Origin of the sequence: Pseudoalteromonas arctica, from assembly GCF_012927645.1 — a bacterium.
Taxonomy (GTDB): domain Bacteria; phylum Pseudomonadota; class Gammaproteobacteria; order Enterobacterales; family Alteromonadaceae; genus Pseudoalteromonas; species Pseudoalteromonas arctica_A.
This window is the reverse complement of the sequence record NZ_JABBMT010000015.1, coordinates 57,397-75,045: the sequence shown is the minus strand read 5'-3', so window position 1 is coordinate 75,045 and position 17,649 is coordinate 57,397. Positions and strand designations below refer to the sequence as shown.

22 protein-coding genes are annotated in these 17,649 nt (G+C 41.6%); 5 read left to right on the top strand and 17 right to left on the bottom strand.

The genetic code is table 11. The annotated features are described in order from the left end of the window. Positions 1 to 18 precede the first annotated feature (18 nt). The 3 genes from HHO47_RS11115 to cysQ are packed head-to-tail and all read left to right on the top strand — an operon-like array spanning position 19 to position 3,156. Positions 19 to 1,743: an SLC13 family permease gene (locus tag HHO47_RS11115; RefSeq protein WP_169020355.1), complete on the top strand. Its 1,725-nt coding sequence runs from the start codon at positions 19 to 21 to the stop codon at positions 1,741 to 1,743. Positions 1,744 to 1,782: 39 nt separating this feature from the next. Next, the gene (gene cysC, locus HHO47_RS11110; RefSeq protein WP_169020354.1) at positions 1,783 to 2,382 is read left to right on the top strand and encodes an adenylyl-sulfate kinase; all 600 of its coding nucleotides are present in this window, start codon (positions 1,783 to 1,785) and stop codon (positions 2,380 to 2,382) included. Positions 2,383 to 2,385: 3 nt separating this feature from the next. Then, positions 2,386 to 3,156 (top strand): 3'(2'),5'-bisphosphate nucleotidase CysQ, encoded by a 771-nt coding sequence (gene cysQ, locus HHO47_RS11105; protein ID WP_169020353.1) that lies wholly within the window; start codon positions 2,386 to 2,388, stop codon positions 3,154 to 3,156. A 610-nt stretch (positions 3,157 to 3,766) separates the two neighbouring features. Here the strand turns inward: cysQ and HHO47_RS11100 are convergent. Then, positions 3,767 to 6,205: a P-loop NTPase fold protein gene (locus tag HHO47_RS11100; protein WP_211183692.1), complete on the bottom strand. Its 2,439-nt coding sequence runs from the start codon at positions 6,203 to 6,205 to the stop codon at positions 3,767 to 3,769. Positions 6,206 to 6,671: 466 nt separating this feature from the next. Next, positions 6,672 to 7,421, bottom strand: coding sequence for a tetratricopeptide repeat protein (locus HHO47_RS11095; RefSeq protein ID WP_169020351.1), 750 nt, complete (start codon positions 7,419 to 7,421; stop codon positions 6,672 to 6,674). A 224-nt stretch (positions 7,422 to 7,645) separates the two neighbouring features. Between HHO47_RS11095 and HHO47_RS11090 the strand changes: the two genes are divergently transcribed. Then, positions 7,646 to 7,837, top strand: a complete 192-nt coding sequence (locus HHO47_RS11090; protein ID WP_064668708.1) for a hypothetical protein — start codon at positions 7,646 to 7,648, stop codon at positions 7,835 to 7,837. A 72-nt stretch (positions 7,838 to 7,909) separates the two neighbouring features. Here HHO47_RS11090 and HHO47_RS11085 read toward each other — a convergent pair whose 3' ends face one another. Continuing rightward, a complete protein-coding gene (locus tag HHO47_RS11085) occupies positions 7,910 to 9,169 on the bottom strand; it encodes an aromatic amino acid transport family protein (RefSeq protein WP_169020350.1) in 1,260 nt (419 codons plus the stop codon). A gap of 608 nt (positions 9,170 to 9,777) precedes the next feature. On the opposite strand from HHO47_RS11085, the gene HHO47_RS11080 reads away from it, so the two are divergent. After that, positions 9,778 to 10,062 carry a hypothetical protein gene (locus HHO47_RS11080; RefSeq protein WP_169020349.1) on the top strand — a complete coding sequence of 95 codons (285 nt, stop codon included), beginning with the start codon at positions 9,778 to 9,780 and terminating at the stop codon, positions 10,060 to 10,062. A 362-nt stretch (positions 10,063 to 10,424) separates the two neighbouring features. Here the strand turns inward: HHO47_RS11080 and rplQ are convergent, their stop codons facing one another. From rplQ to rpsN, 14 genes are all read right to left on the bottom strand, one after another. Then, positions 10,425 to 10,826 carry a 50S ribosomal protein L17 gene (gene rplQ, locus HHO47_RS11075; RefSeq protein ID WP_016710207.1) on the bottom strand — a complete coding sequence of 134 codons (402 nt, stop codon included), beginning with the start codon at positions 10,824 to 10,826 and terminating at the stop codon, positions 10,425 to 10,427. A gap of 39 nt (positions 10,827 to 10,865) precedes the next feature. Further along, positions 10,866 to 11,852 (bottom strand): DNA-directed RNA polymerase subunit alpha, encoded by a 987-nt coding sequence (locus HHO47_RS11070; protein ID WP_169020348.1) that lies wholly within the window; start codon positions 11,850 to 11,852, stop codon positions 10,866 to 10,868. Positions 11,853 to 11,876: 24 nt separating this feature from the next. Further along, positions 11,877 to 12,497: a 30S ribosomal protein S4 gene (gene rpsD / locus HHO47_RS11065; protein WP_016710205.1), complete on the bottom strand. Its 621-nt coding sequence runs from the start codon at positions 12,495 to 12,497 to the stop codon at positions 11,877 to 11,879. 21 nt (positions 12,498 to 12,518) lie between these two features. Beyond that, positions 12,519 to 12,905, bottom strand: a complete 387-nt coding sequence (rpsK, locus tag HHO47_RS11060) for a 30S ribosomal protein S11 (protein ID WP_002959471.1) — start codon at positions 12,903 to 12,905, stop codon at positions 12,519 to 12,521. Between the two features lie 12 nt (positions 12,906 to 12,917). Continuing rightward, the gene (gene rpsM / locus HHO47_RS11055) at positions 12,918 to 13,274 is read right to left on the bottom strand and encodes a 30S ribosomal protein S13 (RefSeq protein WP_145241916.1); all 357 of its coding nucleotides are present in this window, start codon (positions 13,272 to 13,274) and stop codon (positions 12,918 to 12,920) included. 125 nt (positions 13,275 to 13,399) lie between these two features. Next, positions 13,400 to 13,513, bottom strand: coding sequence for a 50S ribosomal protein L36 (gene rpmJ, locus HHO47_RS11050; protein ID WP_002959476.1), 114 nt, complete (start codon positions 13,511 to 13,513; stop codon positions 13,400 to 13,402). A 22-nt stretch (positions 13,514 to 13,535) separates the two neighbouring features. Then, positions 13,536 to 14,864 carry a preprotein translocase subunit SecY gene (gene secY, locus HHO47_RS11045; protein ID WP_169020347.1) on the bottom strand — a complete coding sequence of 443 codons (1,329 nt, stop codon included), beginning with the start codon at positions 14,862 to 14,864 and terminating at the stop codon, positions 13,536 to 13,538. Between the two features lie 10 nt (positions 14,865 to 14,874). Next, a complete protein-coding gene (gene rplO / locus HHO47_RS11040; protein ID WP_169020346.1) occupies positions 14,875 to 15,309 on the bottom strand; it encodes a 50S ribosomal protein L15 in 435 nt (144 codons plus the stop codon). Between the two features lie 5 nt (positions 15,310 to 15,314). Next, positions 15,315 to 15,497 carry a 50S ribosomal protein L30 gene (rpmD, locus tag HHO47_RS11035; RefSeq protein ID WP_016710201.1) on the bottom strand — a complete coding sequence of 61 codons (183 nt, stop codon included), beginning with the start codon at positions 15,495 to 15,497 and terminating at the stop codon, positions 15,315 to 15,317. Between the two features lie 3 nt (positions 15,498 to 15,500). Then, the gene (gene rpsE, locus HHO47_RS11030; protein WP_002959485.1) at positions 15,501 to 16,007 is read right to left on the bottom strand and encodes a 30S ribosomal protein S5; all 507 of its coding nucleotides are present in this window, start codon (positions 16,005 to 16,007) and stop codon (positions 15,501 to 15,503) included. Between the two features lie 9 nt (positions 16,008 to 16,016). Further along, entirely contained in the window at positions 16,017 to 16,367 is a 351-nt protein-coding gene (rplR, locus tag HHO47_RS11025) for a 50S ribosomal protein L18 (protein ID WP_008115388.1), read from the bottom strand. Positions 16,368 to 16,376: 9 nt separating this feature from the next. Further along, on the bottom strand, positions 16,377 to 16,910 hold the full coding sequence (rplF, locus tag HHO47_RS11020) for a 50S ribosomal protein L6 (protein ID WP_169020345.1): 534 nt from the start codon (positions 16,908 to 16,910) through the stop codon (positions 16,377 to 16,379). A 13-nt stretch (positions 16,911 to 16,923) separates the two neighbouring features. Next, positions 16,924 to 17,316, bottom strand: a complete 393-nt coding sequence (gene rpsH, locus HHO47_RS11015; RefSeq protein WP_169020344.1) for a 30S ribosomal protein S8 — start codon at positions 17,314 to 17,316, stop codon at positions 16,924 to 16,926. A gap of 21 nt (positions 17,317 to 17,337) precedes the next feature. Continuing rightward, positions 17,338 to 17,643 carry a 30S ribosomal protein S14 gene (gene rpsN, locus HHO47_RS11010; RefSeq protein WP_058562128.1) on the bottom strand — a complete coding sequence of 102 codons (306 nt, stop codon included), beginning with the start codon at positions 17,641 to 17,643 and terminating at the stop codon, positions 17,338 to 17,340. Positions 17,644 to 17,649: the final 6 nt, after the last annotated feature.

Here is a 17,649-nt window from a genome sequence, read left to right as displayed (position 1 = left end):
GTTAAGGACATTTAAAACATGTATCAACAGCTAGTATTAACAGGCATTATGCTCACTTTAGTCGGATGCCTTTTTGGCACCCGACTAAAGCCGGCATGGCTTTTTGTCGGTGCGATTGGCACCGCCTATTTAGCTGGCCTGATAGAGCTTGAAGACATGTTGGCAAACTACGCCAACCCCTCCCTTATTACGCTGGTTTTATTAGTTTTGGTTTCTATCGCGGTTGAAAAAACCACGCTAGTACAAAAGTTGGCCCAATCACTGTCTAAAGGAAGCTTAACCAGTTCAGTAACAAAGCTTGGCCTATCGACCGCCTTTTTATCATCATTTACTAATAATACAGCGGTGGTTGCGTCATTAATTACCGCAATTAAAGACAGCCCCACTCATTCACCATCAAAGCTGTTATTGCCTTTATCGTACACCGCTATTTTAGGTGGCACGATTACCTTAATTGGTACTTCAACAAATTTAATCGTCAATGGTTTTGCCGTTGATGCTGGTATGGCACCACTGGGCTTTTTCGACTTTACCTTAGTCGGCTTAGGCGCATTAAGTGTTGGCCTTATTACTATTTTAGTAATGCTTAAATACTTACCCGACAACGGTAAAAACGACCAAGAAGTGGTGCCCTTTTACCTCGAAGGTAAAGTAGAAACAGGCTCAAAACTGATTGGTAAAAGCGTAGAAGAAAATGGCCTTCGGGAATTAAAAGACTTATTCCTAGCAGAAATTATTCGTGGCGATAAACGCATTTGTGCAGTAACCCCACAACAAGTAATAAAATCGGGCGACGTATTACTATTTGTCGGTGACATCAAATCAGTGCCACTACTAACACGCTTTGACGGGCTAAAAATAGTTCATGATAAACATCAAAAAGACGTAGAACACTTAGTAGAAGTGGTGGTGAGTCAATCGTCTAAATTTATTGGCAAAACAGTCAAAGAAATCCGTTTTCGTGAACAGTTTCATGCCGCTGTTATCGCTATTCGTCGCGGCCATGACCGCTTACAAGGTGGTTTAGGTAAAGTGCAGTTACAGGCTGGAGATTCGTTAATTCTTGCACCAGGTAAAGACTTTTACACCTTGCCAAACTTAAAGCGCGAGTTTGTGTATATTTCAGGGCTTGATTTACAAACCCACTTAGCGCCTAAGCAATCTAACTTAGTGCTAGCCAGTTTTGCTGCGGTACTGGGTTTAAGCATTATCGGCTTAGTACCACTGGTAAAAGGCTTGTTAGTGCTACTTATAGGCTTAATGCTCACGGGAACGATAAAGCTGAGCGAAGTAAAACGCCGTTTTCCTATTGAGTTACTCGCTGTAGTAGGTAGTGCCATTGGCCTTGCAAAACTGATGATAGGCACAGGTTTAGCAGGGCAAATATCTGCAGTATTGTTTTATGTGCTCGGTGACTTTGGCCCTTATGGCGCTTTTATCGCCATATTTGTAATGACGGTGATGTTCACCGAACTCATCACCAACAATGCAGCGGCGGCACTATCATTCCCTGTCGCCTACGCATTAGCGATTGGCTTTAACGTTAACCCGCTGCCGTTTATTATGGCGGTGGCATTTGGTGCATCAGCGAGTTTTATATCACCGTTTGGTTATCAAACTAACCTAATGGTGTACAGCGCTGGCAACTATCGCTTAAAAGATTATGTATTAATGGGCTTACCGCTTTCTATTATTTATTCAATAACGGTATTAACCCTTATTCCGCTGGTATTTCCTTTTTAAGCCAGCGCATTAGCAAATAAAAAGTAAGAGATTATTACAATGGATGAGAACATTGTTTGGCATAACTATGCCATTACTAAAACACAGCGTAGTGAGCATAAAAGCCATAAACCCGCTATTTTATGGTTTACTGGTTTTTCTGGCTCAGGTAAAAGCACCGTAGCAAACGCCCTTGAAAGCGCACTTAATCAGCAAGGTATTCATACTTACCTGCTTGATGGCGACAACGTACGCCATGGCTTATGTAAAGACTTAGGCTTTAGTGACGAAGACCGTATCGAGAATATTCGCCGCGTAGGCGAAACTGCCAAACTGATGGTTGATGCGGGGCTTTTGGTGCTCACCGCATTTATTTCACCGTTTCGCGCCGAACGCGATATGGTAAGAGACTTAGTCGGCGAAGGTGAATTTATCGAAGTGTTTTTAGACACCCCGCTGGACGTATGCGAGAGCCGCGATCCAAAAGGCTTATACAAAAAAGCCCGCGCAGGTGAAATAAAACACTTCACAGGTATTGATTCTGATTATCAAATTCCTAACTCACCAGAAATAATCTTAGATACCAGTAAAAACACCCTAGACCAATCGGTGCAAGAGCTGATAACGTATCTAAAACAACAGCAAATTATTAAAGGTTAAGTCATGAACCAAACGGAACTGCTAGAAGAAGTATTGATCCTCGCCCGCCAAGCTGGCAGCGCCATTATGGGGATTTACGAAAAAGATTTTAACGTTGAATACAAAGCCGACGAAAGCCCAGTAACCGACGCCGATCTAGCAGCTCATAAAGTGATTGCCAACGGCCTAGCTCATTTAACGCCCGATATCCCAGTACTCAGCGAAGAAAGCGCCGATATTAGCTGGGATGTGCGCCAAACTTGGGATCGCTATTGGTTAGTTGATCCTATCGACGGCACCAAAGAATTTATTAAAAAGAACGGTGAATTCACCGTCAATATCGCCTTAATCGAAAACGGCAAACCCACGTTAGCCGTGGTTGATGCCCCTGCACTTGGGGTTTCTTACCTCGCCGCTGAGGCAATCGGCGCCTTTAAAGATAAAGGCGATGAACGTATTGAGCTTAAAGTCACCACTAAAGTAAATAAAGGGCTTATTCGCGTAGTCGGCAGCCGCTCTCATCCCTCCCCCGATCTAGCTGAATTTGTAAAACGCTTTGATGAGGTGGAAATGGTCTCAAAAGGTAGTTCACTAAAACTGTGCTTAGTCGCCGAAGGCAGCGCTGATATTTACCCACGCCTCGGCCCAACCTGCGAATGGGACACCGGCGCAGGCCACGCAATCGCCGAAATAGCCGGTGCAAAAGTCACTAAACTCGACGGCAGCCCGCTTGTTTACAATACTAAGGGTGAATATTTAAATCCGTATTTTGTAGTGAGTGTGATAGAAGAATAAGCGCTTTCAGCTGTAAGCTATCAGCCGTCAGTTTAAGAGCTGATCGGCGTTAAATTTATCATCGTAGGCTAGGTTAAATGCCGCGACGTAGGCTGGGTAGAGCGAAGCGAAACCCAGCATGCTGAATCATAAGCTGTAGAGCTTTAAGCGGTAAGTTATAAGCGCCTCAAAACCCAACCCGTAGGAGATGGCTTTAGCCACGAAAAATCCTACACCGAACTCTATTAAAAAAACAAATTTCACCACAGAGACCACCGAGGCACTTCGCGCTACACAGAGAATTTTAGCCATAAGCTGTATAGTTTTAAGCGATAAGTTGTAACCCTAGCACTTCACTCGTAGGAGTTGGCTTCAGCCACGAAAAACCTCGATCAGTGTTTAATTTAAATACAATTTCACCACAGAGCTCACCGAGGCGCTTCGCGCTACACAGAGAGTTTTAGCCATAAGCGGTAGAGCTTTAAGCGCTAAGTTGTAAGCCTAGCACTTCACTCGTAGGAGATGGCTTCAGCCACGAAAAACCTCACTCGGTTTTAATTTAAAGACAATTTCACCACCGAGGCGCTGCGCGCTACACAGAGGTTTCTAGATATTGACTTCAAGTATTAAACTATCTACTTAATGCTTCTTTCTGCTTTTCAATCTCTTCATTTAGGTTCTTAGCATTTTTATAACTCATTTCAGGGATTGAAATATCATGTCTTATATTCAATTTACTTTTAACTACATCATACGCAGCTCTTGTAAAAGCATATAAATCTCTAGGGAGCTCACTTTCAAAGGTTTTACCCTGAATTTCAGAATACTCCCTGTCATAGTTATCAGTTAAAACTTCAATTAATGCTACTTTTAAAGCTCTTTTTGCGCTTTTGATCAACGATTCATCATTACCATTTATTAATAGCAACTGCTCTATAGCAACAAACGATTCTATAGTTAATCTACTCGCAATATAAAAAGCAACTCTGCGAGTTAAGCTATCCTTCAAAACTCCAACCCTGTTCTTATACTGCTGAAATAAATCCAAGTTCAATTTACCTGTTTGAAAATCACAGAATATAAACTGTGCGATCCTATTTTTCTCTTGAAATGGATCTGTTTCCAACCAATATTTTACAAAACTTAATAAATCTTTAGATTGTGTTACATCTTTCAATGTTTCAATAAAATTTTGATCAGAATCTATTTTGTCTACATTTTGCTTTAAAGCTCTATGCAGATACTTAGGGGAGTGAATACCCTGTAAGTAGTCTTTTAACCTGTCAAAGTCATACTTATCGCCTATTTCAATTAAATTTAACAACACTACGATGAAATGATGAATGTTCTTATCATTCTGCGCTATTTCCTCTAAAGAGCCTTTAAGATCTTGCCCCTGTACTCGGATATAATTTGGTTCATTTAAGAAATGTAAAACTCTATTAAAGGCCTTAACTTCTTTTTCTCGCAATGTGTAAAGCATTAGCAGAGCATATATATTCACTTCCCCCATTAATCCAGCATCGGATGTCCACGCTTCATAAGTTCTTCTCAACACTTTTTTCAATATTCTAAATGTAGTTAAATAATTACTGATCAGCTCCAACTCAAGTGATTTATTCGCTATAAATGCTAACGGTTCATCTTGAGAGTTTCTAAATTCATTCATATCGTCATTAAAAACTACAACGCCTTTTTTTTCAGCTTCATTTATCATTATTAAAATAAAACTTTCTAGTTTTTTAACCGAAAAATTACTGAAAACAACATCTTCCCTATAGTCAGTTGCTCTTGATAGCACTTCAAGGCTCTTCAGTTTGTCATTCCCCATCGCGACGATGAAATTGATATGACTCAAATTTCTATTTTTCAATCTATCAAGCAACGCAGCTATATCATTTAGGCGTTTTTCGTTTTCATCACCGGTGCCACGATCTACATCTTGTAGGGTGATCAGTAATTTGTGGTTGGTTGCTTCAAGAACATCATTAAGTTTTTGAAAACGTGCCTCAATATCAACGGGGCCTGCGAGTAATGTAGATGCAAATTGAAAAAAGCTGCCGCCTGCTTTCATCGCTTCTGTATAGTGCTTTGGTAACGCACGAAAGGCGCACATATCTAAGTGCTGGCTGATATCATCGATAATATGGCTGAGTATCACATGCGCAACACTGCCACTTGCTGCACCCCACGTTGATATATCACTCTGTATCCAGATCCCATCTTGCTTAGGGCTTTTTGCTAACTCACTTGCAATACTGTCAACTATGCTGCTTTTCCCACAGCCAAATGGACCACATAATGCTATGTGTTGCGCTCCCTTTCTCTCATACCCTTCTTTATCGCCGCCTGTTAATAGTCGCTCAGTGATGCGCTGTGCATAAACCTGTAAGTCCGGTTCTAGTTCCGTGGTGCTTTGAACAGGTAAATCGTCTTTAAACCATTTCTGGAAATGCTCTAAACTCTCAAACTTAAACTCTACTTTTTGTTTTGATTCGGCTATCAATTCTTTGTTGGATACTCTTAGCTGCTCTGATATCAAATAAATAGACATGCCTAAGTAAGCCGCTGCGATACAGAAAAACACGCAGAATGCATGTGCTATCTCAACTAAGTTTATGGCTGAAAATAAATAAAATGCTGATACCGCACACAGTACAACCGAAAATATGGGATTTTTTGTATACAATTTAGTTTGATAGATAATAGTCACTGCAACAGCTAAAAAACTCAGTGACAGAAACTTAAAGCTTAAAAAGGCATGAGCAGTCAGTTGTTCTACTATCTCATTGGAATACGTGAAGTACACATAACCCACAATGAAAAGTAAGCCAAACAATACACTTATCGTCACCGGTGGATATCGCCAGCTAAACCCAATACTACGTTTGCCGTGGGAGATATAAAACTTATCCAGCATTAGCTTGATGCCAATGCCTGCTAAAAACGCGAAACTATAATGTAGCGCGAGGCTTGTATTTAAAATACTGCCCCAGCTTGCATAGGCTTGCTGTACAAAACTGATGTTACTTACAAATACCGTAATCGCAGCTGCGGTAATTGCGCACAATAACAGTGATAGCCAACGCTGGACTGGAATAGGAAGAGACTGCGACAATGTAATTTCCTTATAAGTAAACAAGTTAAAGCAACTAGCCCAGTCTATACTTAATTACTTGAAATTAGAAACAACTAGCAACTATACAGAGGTTTACTCCTCTGTGTAGCGCGTAGCGCCTCCAAACCTCGGTGGTTCCAAACAATTACTTTGGCTTGTCGTTTTCAGTCTTAGCCTTCGTCTATAAGTGACTTTAAGCATGAAATATCTGACACCGAAGTACTTGGTATTGGTGTTCTTTTGTAAGTCGGGATTCATCCCGTCACATTGTCAGACTAAAGCCAGACCTTGATAAAATGAGCAAATAATTACATTGTTCATCGTAGGTTGAGTTGAGTATTACAACATTCAACCTATTTAAACCAAAGAAAGCAGTACAGCTTTAAGCGATAAGTTGTAAGCTTGAACCATTCGATTACTAAGTTATTTTATTCGCTTGTGCTGCTTTTTCTGCATAAAAATAAGTTGATTGCATACTCAAAGGCTTACTCAACAGCCCAGTTTCTATATTATTCAATACAGCTAGGTTTTTCTTTGCAGGTTCATAGTCTGGATCAAGCGCTAACGCTTGCTCAAAGTAATCTCGCGCTTGTGTATAATCCTGTAACATTAAATAACAAATCCCTAAGTTCCCTTTAGCCTGCACATGCTTAGGCTGATTTGATGCAATCACTTTAAACAAGGGAATAGCTTTTTCGTACTGCTCTGTTTGGAGTAATTCAAAGCCCTTATCGAAACGTTCTGAATCTTCAAGGTACTGTTCAATAGTAAAACCTGTCGGCAAGTCTTTTTCAACTAACTCAACAATTTCTTTAGACGCAGTAATAACGTCTGCATCTTCTGGTGACGCATGCTTCAATGCTGCAACATAGTGCTTAATAGATAAATCAACCTTTCCAGTTTTTTGATAACTAATCGCCAGGTTATAGTGAGCTAAAGCATATTCACCATTAACTGCTATGGATTTCAGCAAGTTTTGTATAGCTAAGTTATAATCACCTTTGAGTACAGCCATTATACCGACCCCATAATAGGTCAAGTAATGACGTGGGTACTTTTTAGCTGCTTTTTTCAGCAAGTACTTACCCTGTTTCGCATCGCCATTCTGCAAAAAATAAAATGCATCCTCTAAGATATCTTCGAGGTATAAGGTTGCTTTATCGACCACTTTGATCTCCATTACTACTTTGGTTAAATAGACCTAACTGTTGTAAACCATCAATTTTAAGTTGTAAGTTAGAACTCTTCAACTAATGAATAATCACCAAGGCACTTCACGCTCCATAGAGGCTTTAGTCATGAAACATTCCTCTATCTAAAAAGCCTCTCGTAAAATCAGCTATTGTGTTTTAACATTCTCAGTTCAATTAATTGATTCTACAGGAAGAAGTAATGACAACAATTGAAAGTGCGATTGATTCAGCCTACCAAGCGCAAATTAAAAATCTCTATAATGCACTAAGCCAAGCTGTACTTGCAGCGAATGGCGATGCAGATGCGATTAGCGCTGCTGAAACAAGCTTTAAAAAAGGCCTAGCCTTTGCCGCTGATATTAGAGGTCGTGCCCTAGCTGCAATCGCGTAAACTAAAAAGCCTTGTAAGCTTGTCACCTACAGGGCTTTCATTTAATCTAACTAAAGTCTCTAAAGCTACTCGCTAAGCAACAAAGCCATAAATCAAAGCAGCTACCGCTAATATGCCTACCGCTAACACAAACAAAGTGCTAAAACGGCCACGGTATTTTTGTAATGCGGGGACTTTATACACAGCAATCATCGGCATGATAAATAGGATCATCGCAATAATTGGCCCTGATAGTTGATCCATCATATCTAAGATGCTTGGGTTTTTAACGGCACAAAACCAAATAGCAAAAAACATAATCGCAACGCCAATTTTATCGGCGCTTTTCATCGACAAACTTGTTTGTTTAGTAACAAGCCCATTAAAGCTTTCTCTCGCTCCTAAAAAGTGACCTAAAAAAGATGAAGTAATAGCAATAAACGCGACTAGTGGGCCAAAGGTGGCAATAAATGAATTGTCTGTCACATTAGCTAAGTAAGATAACACTGATACATTCTGTGCTTTAGCTTGCAGCATTTGCTCTGGCGTTAAAGATAAAACACAGGAGAATACAAATAACAACACAAATACAATTAGCAGCAAGCTAGTACGCTTTAAAATAGCTTCTGCCTTAGCTGTCGCTTGCTTACCATAATGGCCTCGTTGTACGTTTACAAAGCTTGATATCGCTGCTGCGTGGCTAAATGAGAACACTAGTATAGGAATCGACAGCCATAGTGTTTTACTAAAACCTACAAACTCAGGAAAGGCCATATCGGGTACTTGCCAACTAGGGATCAGATACAACGATAAAAACAGTAAAATCCCCACTAACGGATACACTAAAATAGCAAAAGCACGCAACATTAGCCTTTCACCACCGAGCATCAAGCTGATCATACCTGCAACTAAAACTCCTGAAAGCAATACTCTAGAAGGTGTTTCCATACCTAATTGGTTTACCATAAAACTATCAACAGTATTGGTGAGGCCAACACCGTAGATCAGTAGAATTGGAAATATTGATAAAAAATACAATAGAGAAATTAATCGGCCGGCATTAGCACCAAAGTGCTCTTCAACTACATCGGTAAAATCCGCATCTTTGTTGTTTGATGACAATACAAAACGCGCTAAGCCACGGTGGGCTAAAAATGTCATCGGTAATGCCATGCACGCTAAAATGATCAGCGGCCAAAAACCACCAATACCAATATTAATAGGTAAAAATAAAATACCTGCCCCAACAGCAGTACCAAAAAGACTCAACACCCATTGGGTATCATGAAAGTTCCATTTCGATTGACTTGTTGTCACTGCGTCAAACTGCGCAGCATCAGTGGAAGAGTTCATGCACTTCACCTATTAGTATAATAATTTGGCAAGAGCATATAGAAGTTAACCTTCTATTGCAGTTTTTGACGGTGTATTTAAGTAAAAAACCCTGATTAATTTGTAAGGACTGAGTTACTCACTGTCATGAATTTGAAACAGTCATAAAATCAAACTTCATTAGCTGATAGAGGAAATAGGTTCGCAAGTTTTCAAGGTGATACCAATGCTACTTATTTAGTGATCAGATTTGTCCATGCTCTAAAGCACATATCCGTAATATGCCAGCTTGCGCAGTCAACAATAACCACTGCATGCTGCCCATATGGCGTCGCATCTGAAAATGAGTTGTAAGTGTTGGCTCATTATATCCTTACTCAAATAAGGCGCTATAATTGCCTCCGTTTGGCCTGTTGCTGGGCAAACTTTGAACGAGATGTTATCCACAATAAATTAAGTTTATGCAATCAGCTGTACACATTATTAAGCTTATACTGAACATAAAATGTCTCGCGAATATACTCTCGAATATCTTCACTGATTAAGCGTCACCCTTCATCTATCTCGGGTGTAGGGAAAGTCTGGAGTGTTGGACAATTTAAGTTTTTTCTGTTGTAGAAGAGCAATTCTTGGAAGTGTTAAGTCGATTAAAAATGCATAAAAAAAATGAGCTTAAAGCTAAGTTGAAGAAAATGGAATTTTCAAAAGAGCAGTCTCTTTTGCAAAAAGTCTACTCTGGAGCTATTGATTGTCTAGATAGTGAAAGTATCCAGATGTTATTAAATGTCTGTCGATATATAACCATATGGAGATTTGGTGATCTAGGTCTATATTGCCACATTCTTTCATTAGACTCTGAGGTTTACAAATTTATTCCTCAAGGGCGCAGGGTTGAAGAATTATCTGAATGGTAAAGTATTTTAGAAGAAGGAACAGGCATAAAATTAGGCTCTCAAAAGAGAGTAATAGATCAAATCTAGGGATCTTCGATAACATTTAATTTACAAAAGTAAATAGAGTGGCTATTTAATGAGCGAGTTTAATTTAAATTAGGGGTGCGGAACAACGGATATAAGATCTTTAAAATGGTTTAAACTCAATGATCACTATTGAAGATCAACAACGCTATCAATGTGCAATGGTTAAGTAGTGGTAATAGATATTTTGAAAAGAAAGCGGCGCTTATTGGAGCGTACTGAAGTAGCTTGTTTATTTATAGGAGTTTTAGGCATTAAAAAGCCGAGCATTAAGCTCGGCTTTTTGGTGTCTTTAAGACTTACTCAGCAGACTGCGCGTCTTCTTGAACTTCTTCGTTCGCAGATGTGCGACCTACTAGTTCAATATAAGCCATTGGTGCATTGTCACCAGCACGGAAGCCACACTTGATAATACGAGTGTAACCACCTGGACGGTCTGTGTTGCGAGGACCGATTTCACTGAACAATTTACCAACTACTTCTTTATCACGCGTGCGAGCAAACGCTAAACGGCGATTTGCTACACTGTCAGTCTTAGCCAGTGTGATTAAAGGTTCAATTACACGACGTAACTCTTTCGCTTTTGGCAAAGTAGTTTTGATGATTTCATGTTTCACCAAAGAACCTGCCATATTGCTGAACATCGCTTTACGATGGCTGCTGTTACGGTTTAATTGACGACCACTCTTACGATGGCGCATGACCCTATCCTTCTAACTAAACTAATATAGTGATTTAGATTATTCAGCTAGGCTTGCAGGTGGCCAATTTTCTAGGCGCATACCTAGAGATAGACCACGTGAAGCTAGCACGTCTTTAATTTCAGTCAGAGACTTCTTGCCTAAGTTAGGCGTTTTAAGAAGCTCGACTTCTGTGCGCTGAACTAAATCACCGATATATTGAATTTGCTCGGCTTTCAAACAGTTTGCTGAACGCACTGTTAGTTCAAGATCATCAACTGGACGAAGTAGAATAGGATCGAATTCTGGCTTCTCTTCTTTCTCTTCTGGCTCAGTAACATCACGTAAGTCTACGAATGCTTCTAGCTGCTCAGCTAAGATAGTCGACGCACGGCGGATCGCTTCTTCTGGATCTATAGTGCCGTTTGTTTCCATATCAATGATTAACTTGTCTAAGTCTGTACGTTGTTCAACACGTGCTGATTCAACCGAGTACGCAATACGTTCAACTGGGCTAAATGATGCATCAAGCAACAATCTACCAATTGGACGCTCATCGTCATCAGAGGATAAACGGCTAGATGCCGGCACATACCCACGACCACGTTCAACACGAATTCGCATGCTGATCGTGCTATTATCTGCCGTTAAATGACAAATAATATGCTCTGGGTTAGCAATGGTTACATCGCCGTCGTGCTGAATATCAGCCGCAGTCACAGGGCCTACACCAGACTTAGTCAGGGTAAGAAAAACTTCATCTTTACCTTCCAAAGTAACTGCTAGACCTTTAAGATTTAACAGAATTTCAATGATGTCTTCTTGTACGCCTTCTTTCGCGCTGTACTCGTGCAACACACCGTCGATTTCAACTTCGGTTACTGCACATCCAGGCATTGACGAAAGAAGTATACGGCGTAAGGCATTCCCAAGAGTATGGCCAAAGCCACGCTCTAATGGCTCTAAAACTACTTTAGAACGAGTTGGGTTAATAGCGTCGATATCGACTAACCTTGGTTTTAGAAATTCTGTAACAGAACCCTGCATTTTATCCTCTCTTAACTCTTAACTTTACTTAGAGTAAAGTTCGACGATTAGTTGTTCATTGATGTCCGCAGACAGGTCTGAACGCTCTGGTAGGCGTTTGAAATTACCTTCCATTTTCTTACCGTCAACTTCAACCCAAGTCGGTTTTTCACGTTGCTCGGCTAGTTCTAGAGCAGCGATGATACGAGCTTGTGTCTTAGACTTTTCACGGATAACTACTACATCTTCTGGAGTAATTACGAATGAAGGAATGTTCACTACACGACCATTAACTAAAACCGCTTTGTGGCTTACTAACTGACGTGCTTCAGCACGTGTGCTTGCAAAACCCATGCGGTATACAACATTGTCTAAACGTTGCTCTAAAAGCTGTAACAAGTTTTCACCCGTGTTACCCTTAAGGCGAGCAGCTTCTTTGTAGTAGTTACGGAATTGCTTTTCTAATACACCGTAGATACGACGTACTTTTTGCTTTTCACGTAATTGTAAACCGTAATCAGATAAGCGACCTTTACGAGCGCCGTGCTGACCAGGTGCAGTCTCAAGTTTACACTTAGAGTCGATAGCTCTTACGCCGCTCTTAAGGAACAGGTCAGTACCTTCACGACGACTCAGCTTGAGCTTAGGGCCCAAATATCTTGCCATGTTATTTCTCCTAACCTATTGTTAAACGCGACGTTTCTTCGGTGGACGACAACCATTGTGTGGTATTGGCGTCACATCAGTGATGTTGGTGATACGGTAACCAGCAGCATTCAAAGCACGTACAGCAGATTCACGACCTGGACCTGGACCTTTGATGAACACTTCTAGATTTTTTAAACCGTATTCTTGAGCAGCAGTACCTGCACGCTCTGCAGCAACCTGAGCAGCGAATGGTGTAGATTTACGTGAACCACGGAAACCTGAACCACCGGCAGTAGCCCATGATAGTGCATTACCTTGACGGTCGGTAATTGTAACAATAGTGTTGTTGAAAGAAGCATGAACATGAGCCATACCATCAGCAACTTGCTTTTTAACCTTTTTACGACGAATTGGTGTCTTAGCCATAATACTATCCCCTTATCGCTTAATAGGCTTACGAGGACCCTTACGGGTACGCGCGTTAGTCTTTGTTCTTTGACCACGTAGTGGTAAAGAGCGACGGTGACGTAGGCCACGGTAACAACCAAGATCCATAAGGCGCTTGATATTCAAAGTAACTTCACGACGAAGATCACCTTCTACAGTGTACTTGCCAACTGCTTCACGCAATACGTCAAGTGTTTCGTCTGAAAGTTCACCGATTTTTGTGGTTTCGGCGATACCAGTCGCTACTAAGATAGCCTTAGAGCGAGTCTTACCTATGCCATAAATAGCTGTTAAACCAATAACTGCATGTTTATGATCAGGGACGTTAATGCCAGCGATACGGGCCACTAACACATCTCCTATATTTGAATTTGGTTATCATCTGTTTGAAGAGCCCGTAAGGATACTCAAACGAAGACCAAATCACAATTGAAAACACAGGCCGAGAAACCTCAGCCTGCACGACTTATTAATTAACCTTGCCTTTGCTTATGCTTAGGCTCACTGCAAATTACACGTACAACACCGGCACGTTTAATAACTTTACAGTTACGGCATATTTTCTTAACGGAAGCACGTACTTTCATTGCTCAACTCCGTAAACTGACCTTATCGACCGTAGCCTTTAAGGTTCGCTTTTTTCAGCACAGAATCATATTGATGAGACATCATATGAGTCTGTACTTGTGCCATAAAGTCCATGATCACAACAACGATAATCAAAATTGATGTACCGCCGAAGTAGAATGGCGTTTGCCATGCCATGGTCATGAATTCGGGCACCAGACAGATAAAGGTTATATACAAAGCACCTGCCAATGTCAGGCGTGTCATCACTTTATCAATGTATTTCGATGTCTGCTCGCCTGGACGAATACCTGGGATAAATGCGCCAGATTTTTTCAGGTTATCTGCTGTTTCACGTGGGTTAAAAACCAACGCTGTGTAGAAAAAGCAGAAGAAGATAATAGCCGCGGCTAAAACTAGTGCATACAAAGGCTGACCTGGAGTCAACGTTGTAGCAATCGCTTGTAGCACATCAGCGACCGGACCTTCACCCTGGCCGAACCAGCTGGCAATAGTACCAGGGAACAGAATTATACTGCTAGCAAAGATTGGTGGAATAACACCCGCCATGTTTACTTTTAGTGGTAAATGCGTGCTTTGGGCAGCAAATACTTGACGACCTTGTTGACGCTTTGCGTAGTTAACGACGATACGACGTTGACCACGTTCAAAGAACACTACAAGATAAGTAACAGCGAATACGATTACCGCAATCAATAACAGTGCTAAAACATGTAAATCACCTTGGCGCGCCATTTCGGCTGTCGAACCAATAGCAGACGGCAGGTTAGCTACAATACCAACAAATATTAGAACTGAGATACCGTTACCGATACCACGTTCAGTTATTTGCTCGCCCAACCACATCAGGAACATAGTACCAGTTACTAAACTCACCACTGCGGTGAAATAGAAACCGAGACCTGGGTTAACAACTAACCCGTCCATCATACCCGGTAAGCTTGTGGCAATACCGATTGATTGGATAGTAGCAAGCAAGAGCGTGCCGTAGCGTGTGTACTGGCTAATTTTCTTACGACCTTGTTCACCTTCTTTTTTAAGCTCTATAAACGGCGGATACATATGCGTTAATAGTTGCGTAATAATTGAAGCTGTGATGTAAGGCATTATACCCAGTGCTAGCACCGAAGCGCGCTCAAGCGCACCACCGCTGAACATGTTAAACATTTCAACAATGGTGCCCTTTTGTTGCTCGAAGAAATCGGCAAGTACAGCGGCGTCAATCCCAGGGATTGGCACAAATGAACCTAGACGGTAAATAATGATAGCGCCTAATACGAATAGTAATCGGCGTTTCAATTCCGAAAGCCCACTTTGTGCACTTTGTGTATCTTGACCTGGTTTAGCCATTAGTACTTCCTTAGTCTTCTACCTTGCCTCCGGCGGCTTCGATAGCTTCGCGTGCACCTTTAGAGGCTTTAAGGCCTTTAACGGTAACAGCGCGTGAAACTTCGCCAGATTTAACAACTTTAACGAACAGAACGTTCTTTTTAACTAGACCAGCTGCCTGTAACGTACCTAGGTCTACCACATCGCCTTCTACTTTAGCGATTTCGTATAGGTTAATTTCTGCAGATACTAAAGATTTGCGAGAAGTGAAACCAAACTTAGGTAGACGACGTTGCATAGGCATTTGACCGCCTTCAAAACCAACGCGTACTTTACCGCCAGAACGTGATTTTTGACCTTTGTGACCACGGCCACCAGTCTTACCAAGACCAGAACCGATACCACGACCAACACGTTTTGGAGCAGATTTAGAACCTGCAGCAGGAGAAAGTGTATTCAAATGCATTCGAATTACCCCTCAACCTTAACCATGTATGAAACTTGGTTGATCATACCACGTACACATGCTGTGTCTTCTAACTCAACAGTGTGATTGATACGACGTAAACCAAGACCGCGTAATGTAGCTTTATGTTTCGGTAAACGACCGATAGAGCTCTTTACTTGTGTTACTTTTACAGTTTTATTAGCCATGGTTTACCCCAGAATCTCGTCTACTCGAAGACCACGTTTTGCAGCGATCGACTGAGGAGAATTCATATTCTCAAGAGCTGAGATCGTTGCACGTACAACGTTGATCGGGTTAGTAGAACCGTAACATTTAGAAAGTACGTTCTGCACACCAGTCACTTCAAGTACTGCACGCATAGCACCACCTGCGATGATACCAGTACCTTCAGATGCTGGTTTCATAAACACAAGAGAGCCAGCATGACGTCCTTTAACAGGATGCTGTAATGTGTTGCCATTTAGGTCTACGTTGATCATGTTACGACGTGCTTTTTCCATTGCTTTTTGAATAGCAGCTGGAACTTCACGTGCTTTACCATAACCGAAACCTACTTTACCTGCGCCGTCACCAACTACAGTTAGTGCAGTGAAGCTAAAGATACGACCACCTTTAACTACTTTAGACACACGGTTCACCGCGATTAGCTTTTCAGCTAGATCAGGCTGTTGTTGCTTTGCTTCTACGTTAGCCATTGTCTACTCCTAGAATTGCAAACCGGCTTCACGCGCAGCATCTGCTAGCGCCTTCACACGGCCGTGATATTTAAAGCCACTGCGATCAAAAGCAATCTTTTCGATGCCTTTGTCAGCCGCACGTTCAGCAACCGCTTTACCAACTGCTTGTGCAGCTGCAACGTTGCCTGTGCCTTTAACTGTTTCGCTAATAGCTTTCTCAACAGTAGAAGCAGCAGCCAGTACATTACCCTCAGCGTTTACAACTTGAGCGTAAATGTGACGTGGCGTGCGGTGGATAACAAGACGCGTTGTGCCTTGTTCAATATAATTTCTACGAGTGCGTTTAGCACGACGTAGACGAGCTGTTTTTTTATCCATCGTCTTACCTTACTTCTTCTTAGCCTCTTTACGGCGTACATTCTCATCTGAATAACGAACACCTTTACCTTTATAAGGCTCAGGTTTACGGTATGCACGAATGTTAGCAGCTGTTTGACCAACTAACTGCTTATCTACGCCCTTAACTAGAACTTCTGTTTGGCTTGGAGTTTCAATCGTAATTCCTTCAGGAACTGCGAAATTAACGGGGTGTGAGAAACCAAGAGTTAAATCTAATGTTTTACCCTTAGCTGCAGCACGGTAACCCACGCCTACTAACTGAAGTTTCTTCTCGTAACCTTCATGCGTACCAACAACCATGTTGTTGATTAGAGCGCGAGCAGTACCTGCTTGTGCCCATGCATTGGCTACGCCTTCACGAGGTAAAGTTGTAATAACGTTGTCGTTAAGTTGTACTTCAACTGCTGAGTTGATTGTACGCGTTAATTCGCCGTTTTTGCCTTTAACTGTGATGTCCTGGCCTTTTAATGTAACTTCTACACCGGCAGGAACATTAATTGGTGCCTTTGCTATGCGAGACATAGTTCCCCTCCGATTAAGCTACAAAACCAATGATTTCACCACCAACACCAGCACTACGTGCGGCGCGGTCTGTCATTAGGCCTTTAGAAGTTGATACGATAGCGATACCTAGACCACCCATTACCTTAGGTAATTCGTCACGTCTCTTATAGATACGTAAACCAGGGCGGCTAACACGCTGGATATTTTCAATAACAGCTTTGCCTTCGAAGTATTTCAACTCGATAGAAAGCTCAGGTTTAACATCGCCGTTTACTGCGAAATCAGTGATGTAACCTTCATCTTTTAATACTTTAGCTAATGCTACTTTCAGTTTTGAATTAGGCATCGTTACAGATACTTTCTTCGCTGACTGACCGTTACGGATACGTGTGAACAAATCCGCGATAGGATCTTGCAAGCTCATAGTCTTACTCCCGTGATTCTATTACCAGCTAGCCTTTTTAAGGCCAGGAATTTCACCGCGCATAGCTGCTTCGCGAACTTTAATACGGCTCATGCCGAATTTGCGAAGGTAACCATGTGGGCGGCCCGTAATGTTACAACGATTACGTTGACGTGCAGGGCTAGAATCACGTGGTAAAGCTTGAAGCTTTAATACCGCGTCCCAACGATCATCGTCAGATGTTTTCACATCACTGATGATAGCTTTTAGTGCTGCGCGCTTTTCAGCGAACTGAGCAACTAGTTTCGTGCGCTTTGCTTCGCGCGCTTTCATAGAATTCTTTGCCATAACCCT

Excerpts from the sequence above, each read along its gene's own strand:
- rpmJ (WP_002959476.1), bottom strand. The coding sequence starts at position 13,513 with ATGAAAGTACGTGCTTCCGTTAAGAAAATATGCCGTAACTGTAAAGTT.
- rpsH (WP_169020344.1), bottom strand. The coding sequence starts at position 17,316 with ATGAGCTTGCAAGATCCTATCGCGGATTTGTTCACACGTATCCGTAAC.
- cysC (WP_169020354.1), top strand. The coding sequence starts at position 1,783 with ATGGATGAGAACATTGTTTGGCATAACTATGCCATTACTAAAACACAG.
- cysQ (WP_169020353.1), top strand. The coding sequence starts at position 2,386 with ATGAACCAAACGGAACTGCTAGAAGAAGTATTGATCCTCGCCCGCCAA.
- rplQ (WP_016710207.1), bottom strand. The coding sequence starts at position 10,826 with ATGCGCCATCGTAAGAGTGGTCGTCAATTAAACCGTAACAGCAGCCAT.
- rpsN (WP_058562128.1), bottom strand. The coding sequence starts at position 17,643 with ATGGCAAAGAATTCTATGAAAGCGCGCGAAGCAAAGCGCACGAAACTA.
- HHO47_RS11085 (WP_169020350.1), bottom strand. The coding sequence starts at position 9,169 with ATGAACTCTTCCACTGATGCTGCGCAGTTTGACGCAGTGACAACAAGT.
- HHO47_RS11115 (WP_169020355.1), top strand. The coding sequence starts at position 19 with ATGTATCAACAGCTAGTATTAACAGGCATTATGCTCACTTTAGTCGGA.
- rplR (WP_008115388.1), bottom strand. The coding sequence starts at position 16,367 with ATGGATAAAAAAACAGCTCGTCTACGTCGTGCTAAACGCACTCGTAGA.
- rplO (WP_169020346.1), bottom strand. The coding sequence starts at position 15,309 with ATGCATTTGAATACACTTTCTCCTGCTGCAGGTTCTAAATCTGCTCCA.
- rpmD (WP_016710201.1), bottom strand. The coding sequence starts at position 15,497 with ATGGCTAATAAAACTGTAAAAGTAACACAAGTAAAGAGCTCTATCGGT.
- rplF (WP_169020345.1), bottom strand. The coding sequence starts at position 16,910 with ATGTCTCGCATAGCAAAGGCACCAATTAATGTTCCTGCCGGTGTAGAA.
- HHO47_RS11070 (WP_169020348.1), bottom strand. The coding sequence starts at position 11,852 with ATGCAGGGTTCTGTTACAGAATTTCTAAAACCAAGGTTAGTCGATATC.
- secY (WP_169020347.1), bottom strand. The coding sequence starts at position 14,864 with ATGGCTAAACCAGGTCAAGATACACAAAGTGCACAAAGTGGGCTTTCG.
- HHO47_RS11090 (WP_064668708.1), top strand. The coding sequence starts at position 7,646 with ATGACAACAATTGAAAGTGCGATTGATTCAGCCTACCAAGCGCAAATT.
- rpsD (WP_016710205.1), bottom strand. The coding sequence starts at position 12,497 with ATGGCAAGATATTTGGGCCCTAAGCTCAAGCTGAGTCGTCGTGAAGGT.
- rpsE (WP_002959485.1), bottom strand. The coding sequence starts at position 16,007 with ATGGCTAACGTAGAAGCAAAGCAACAACAGCCTGATCTAGCTGAAAAG.
- rpsK (WP_002959471.1), bottom strand. The coding sequence starts at position 12,905 with ATGGCTAAGACACCAATTCGTCGTAAAAAGGTTAAAAAGCAAGTTGCT.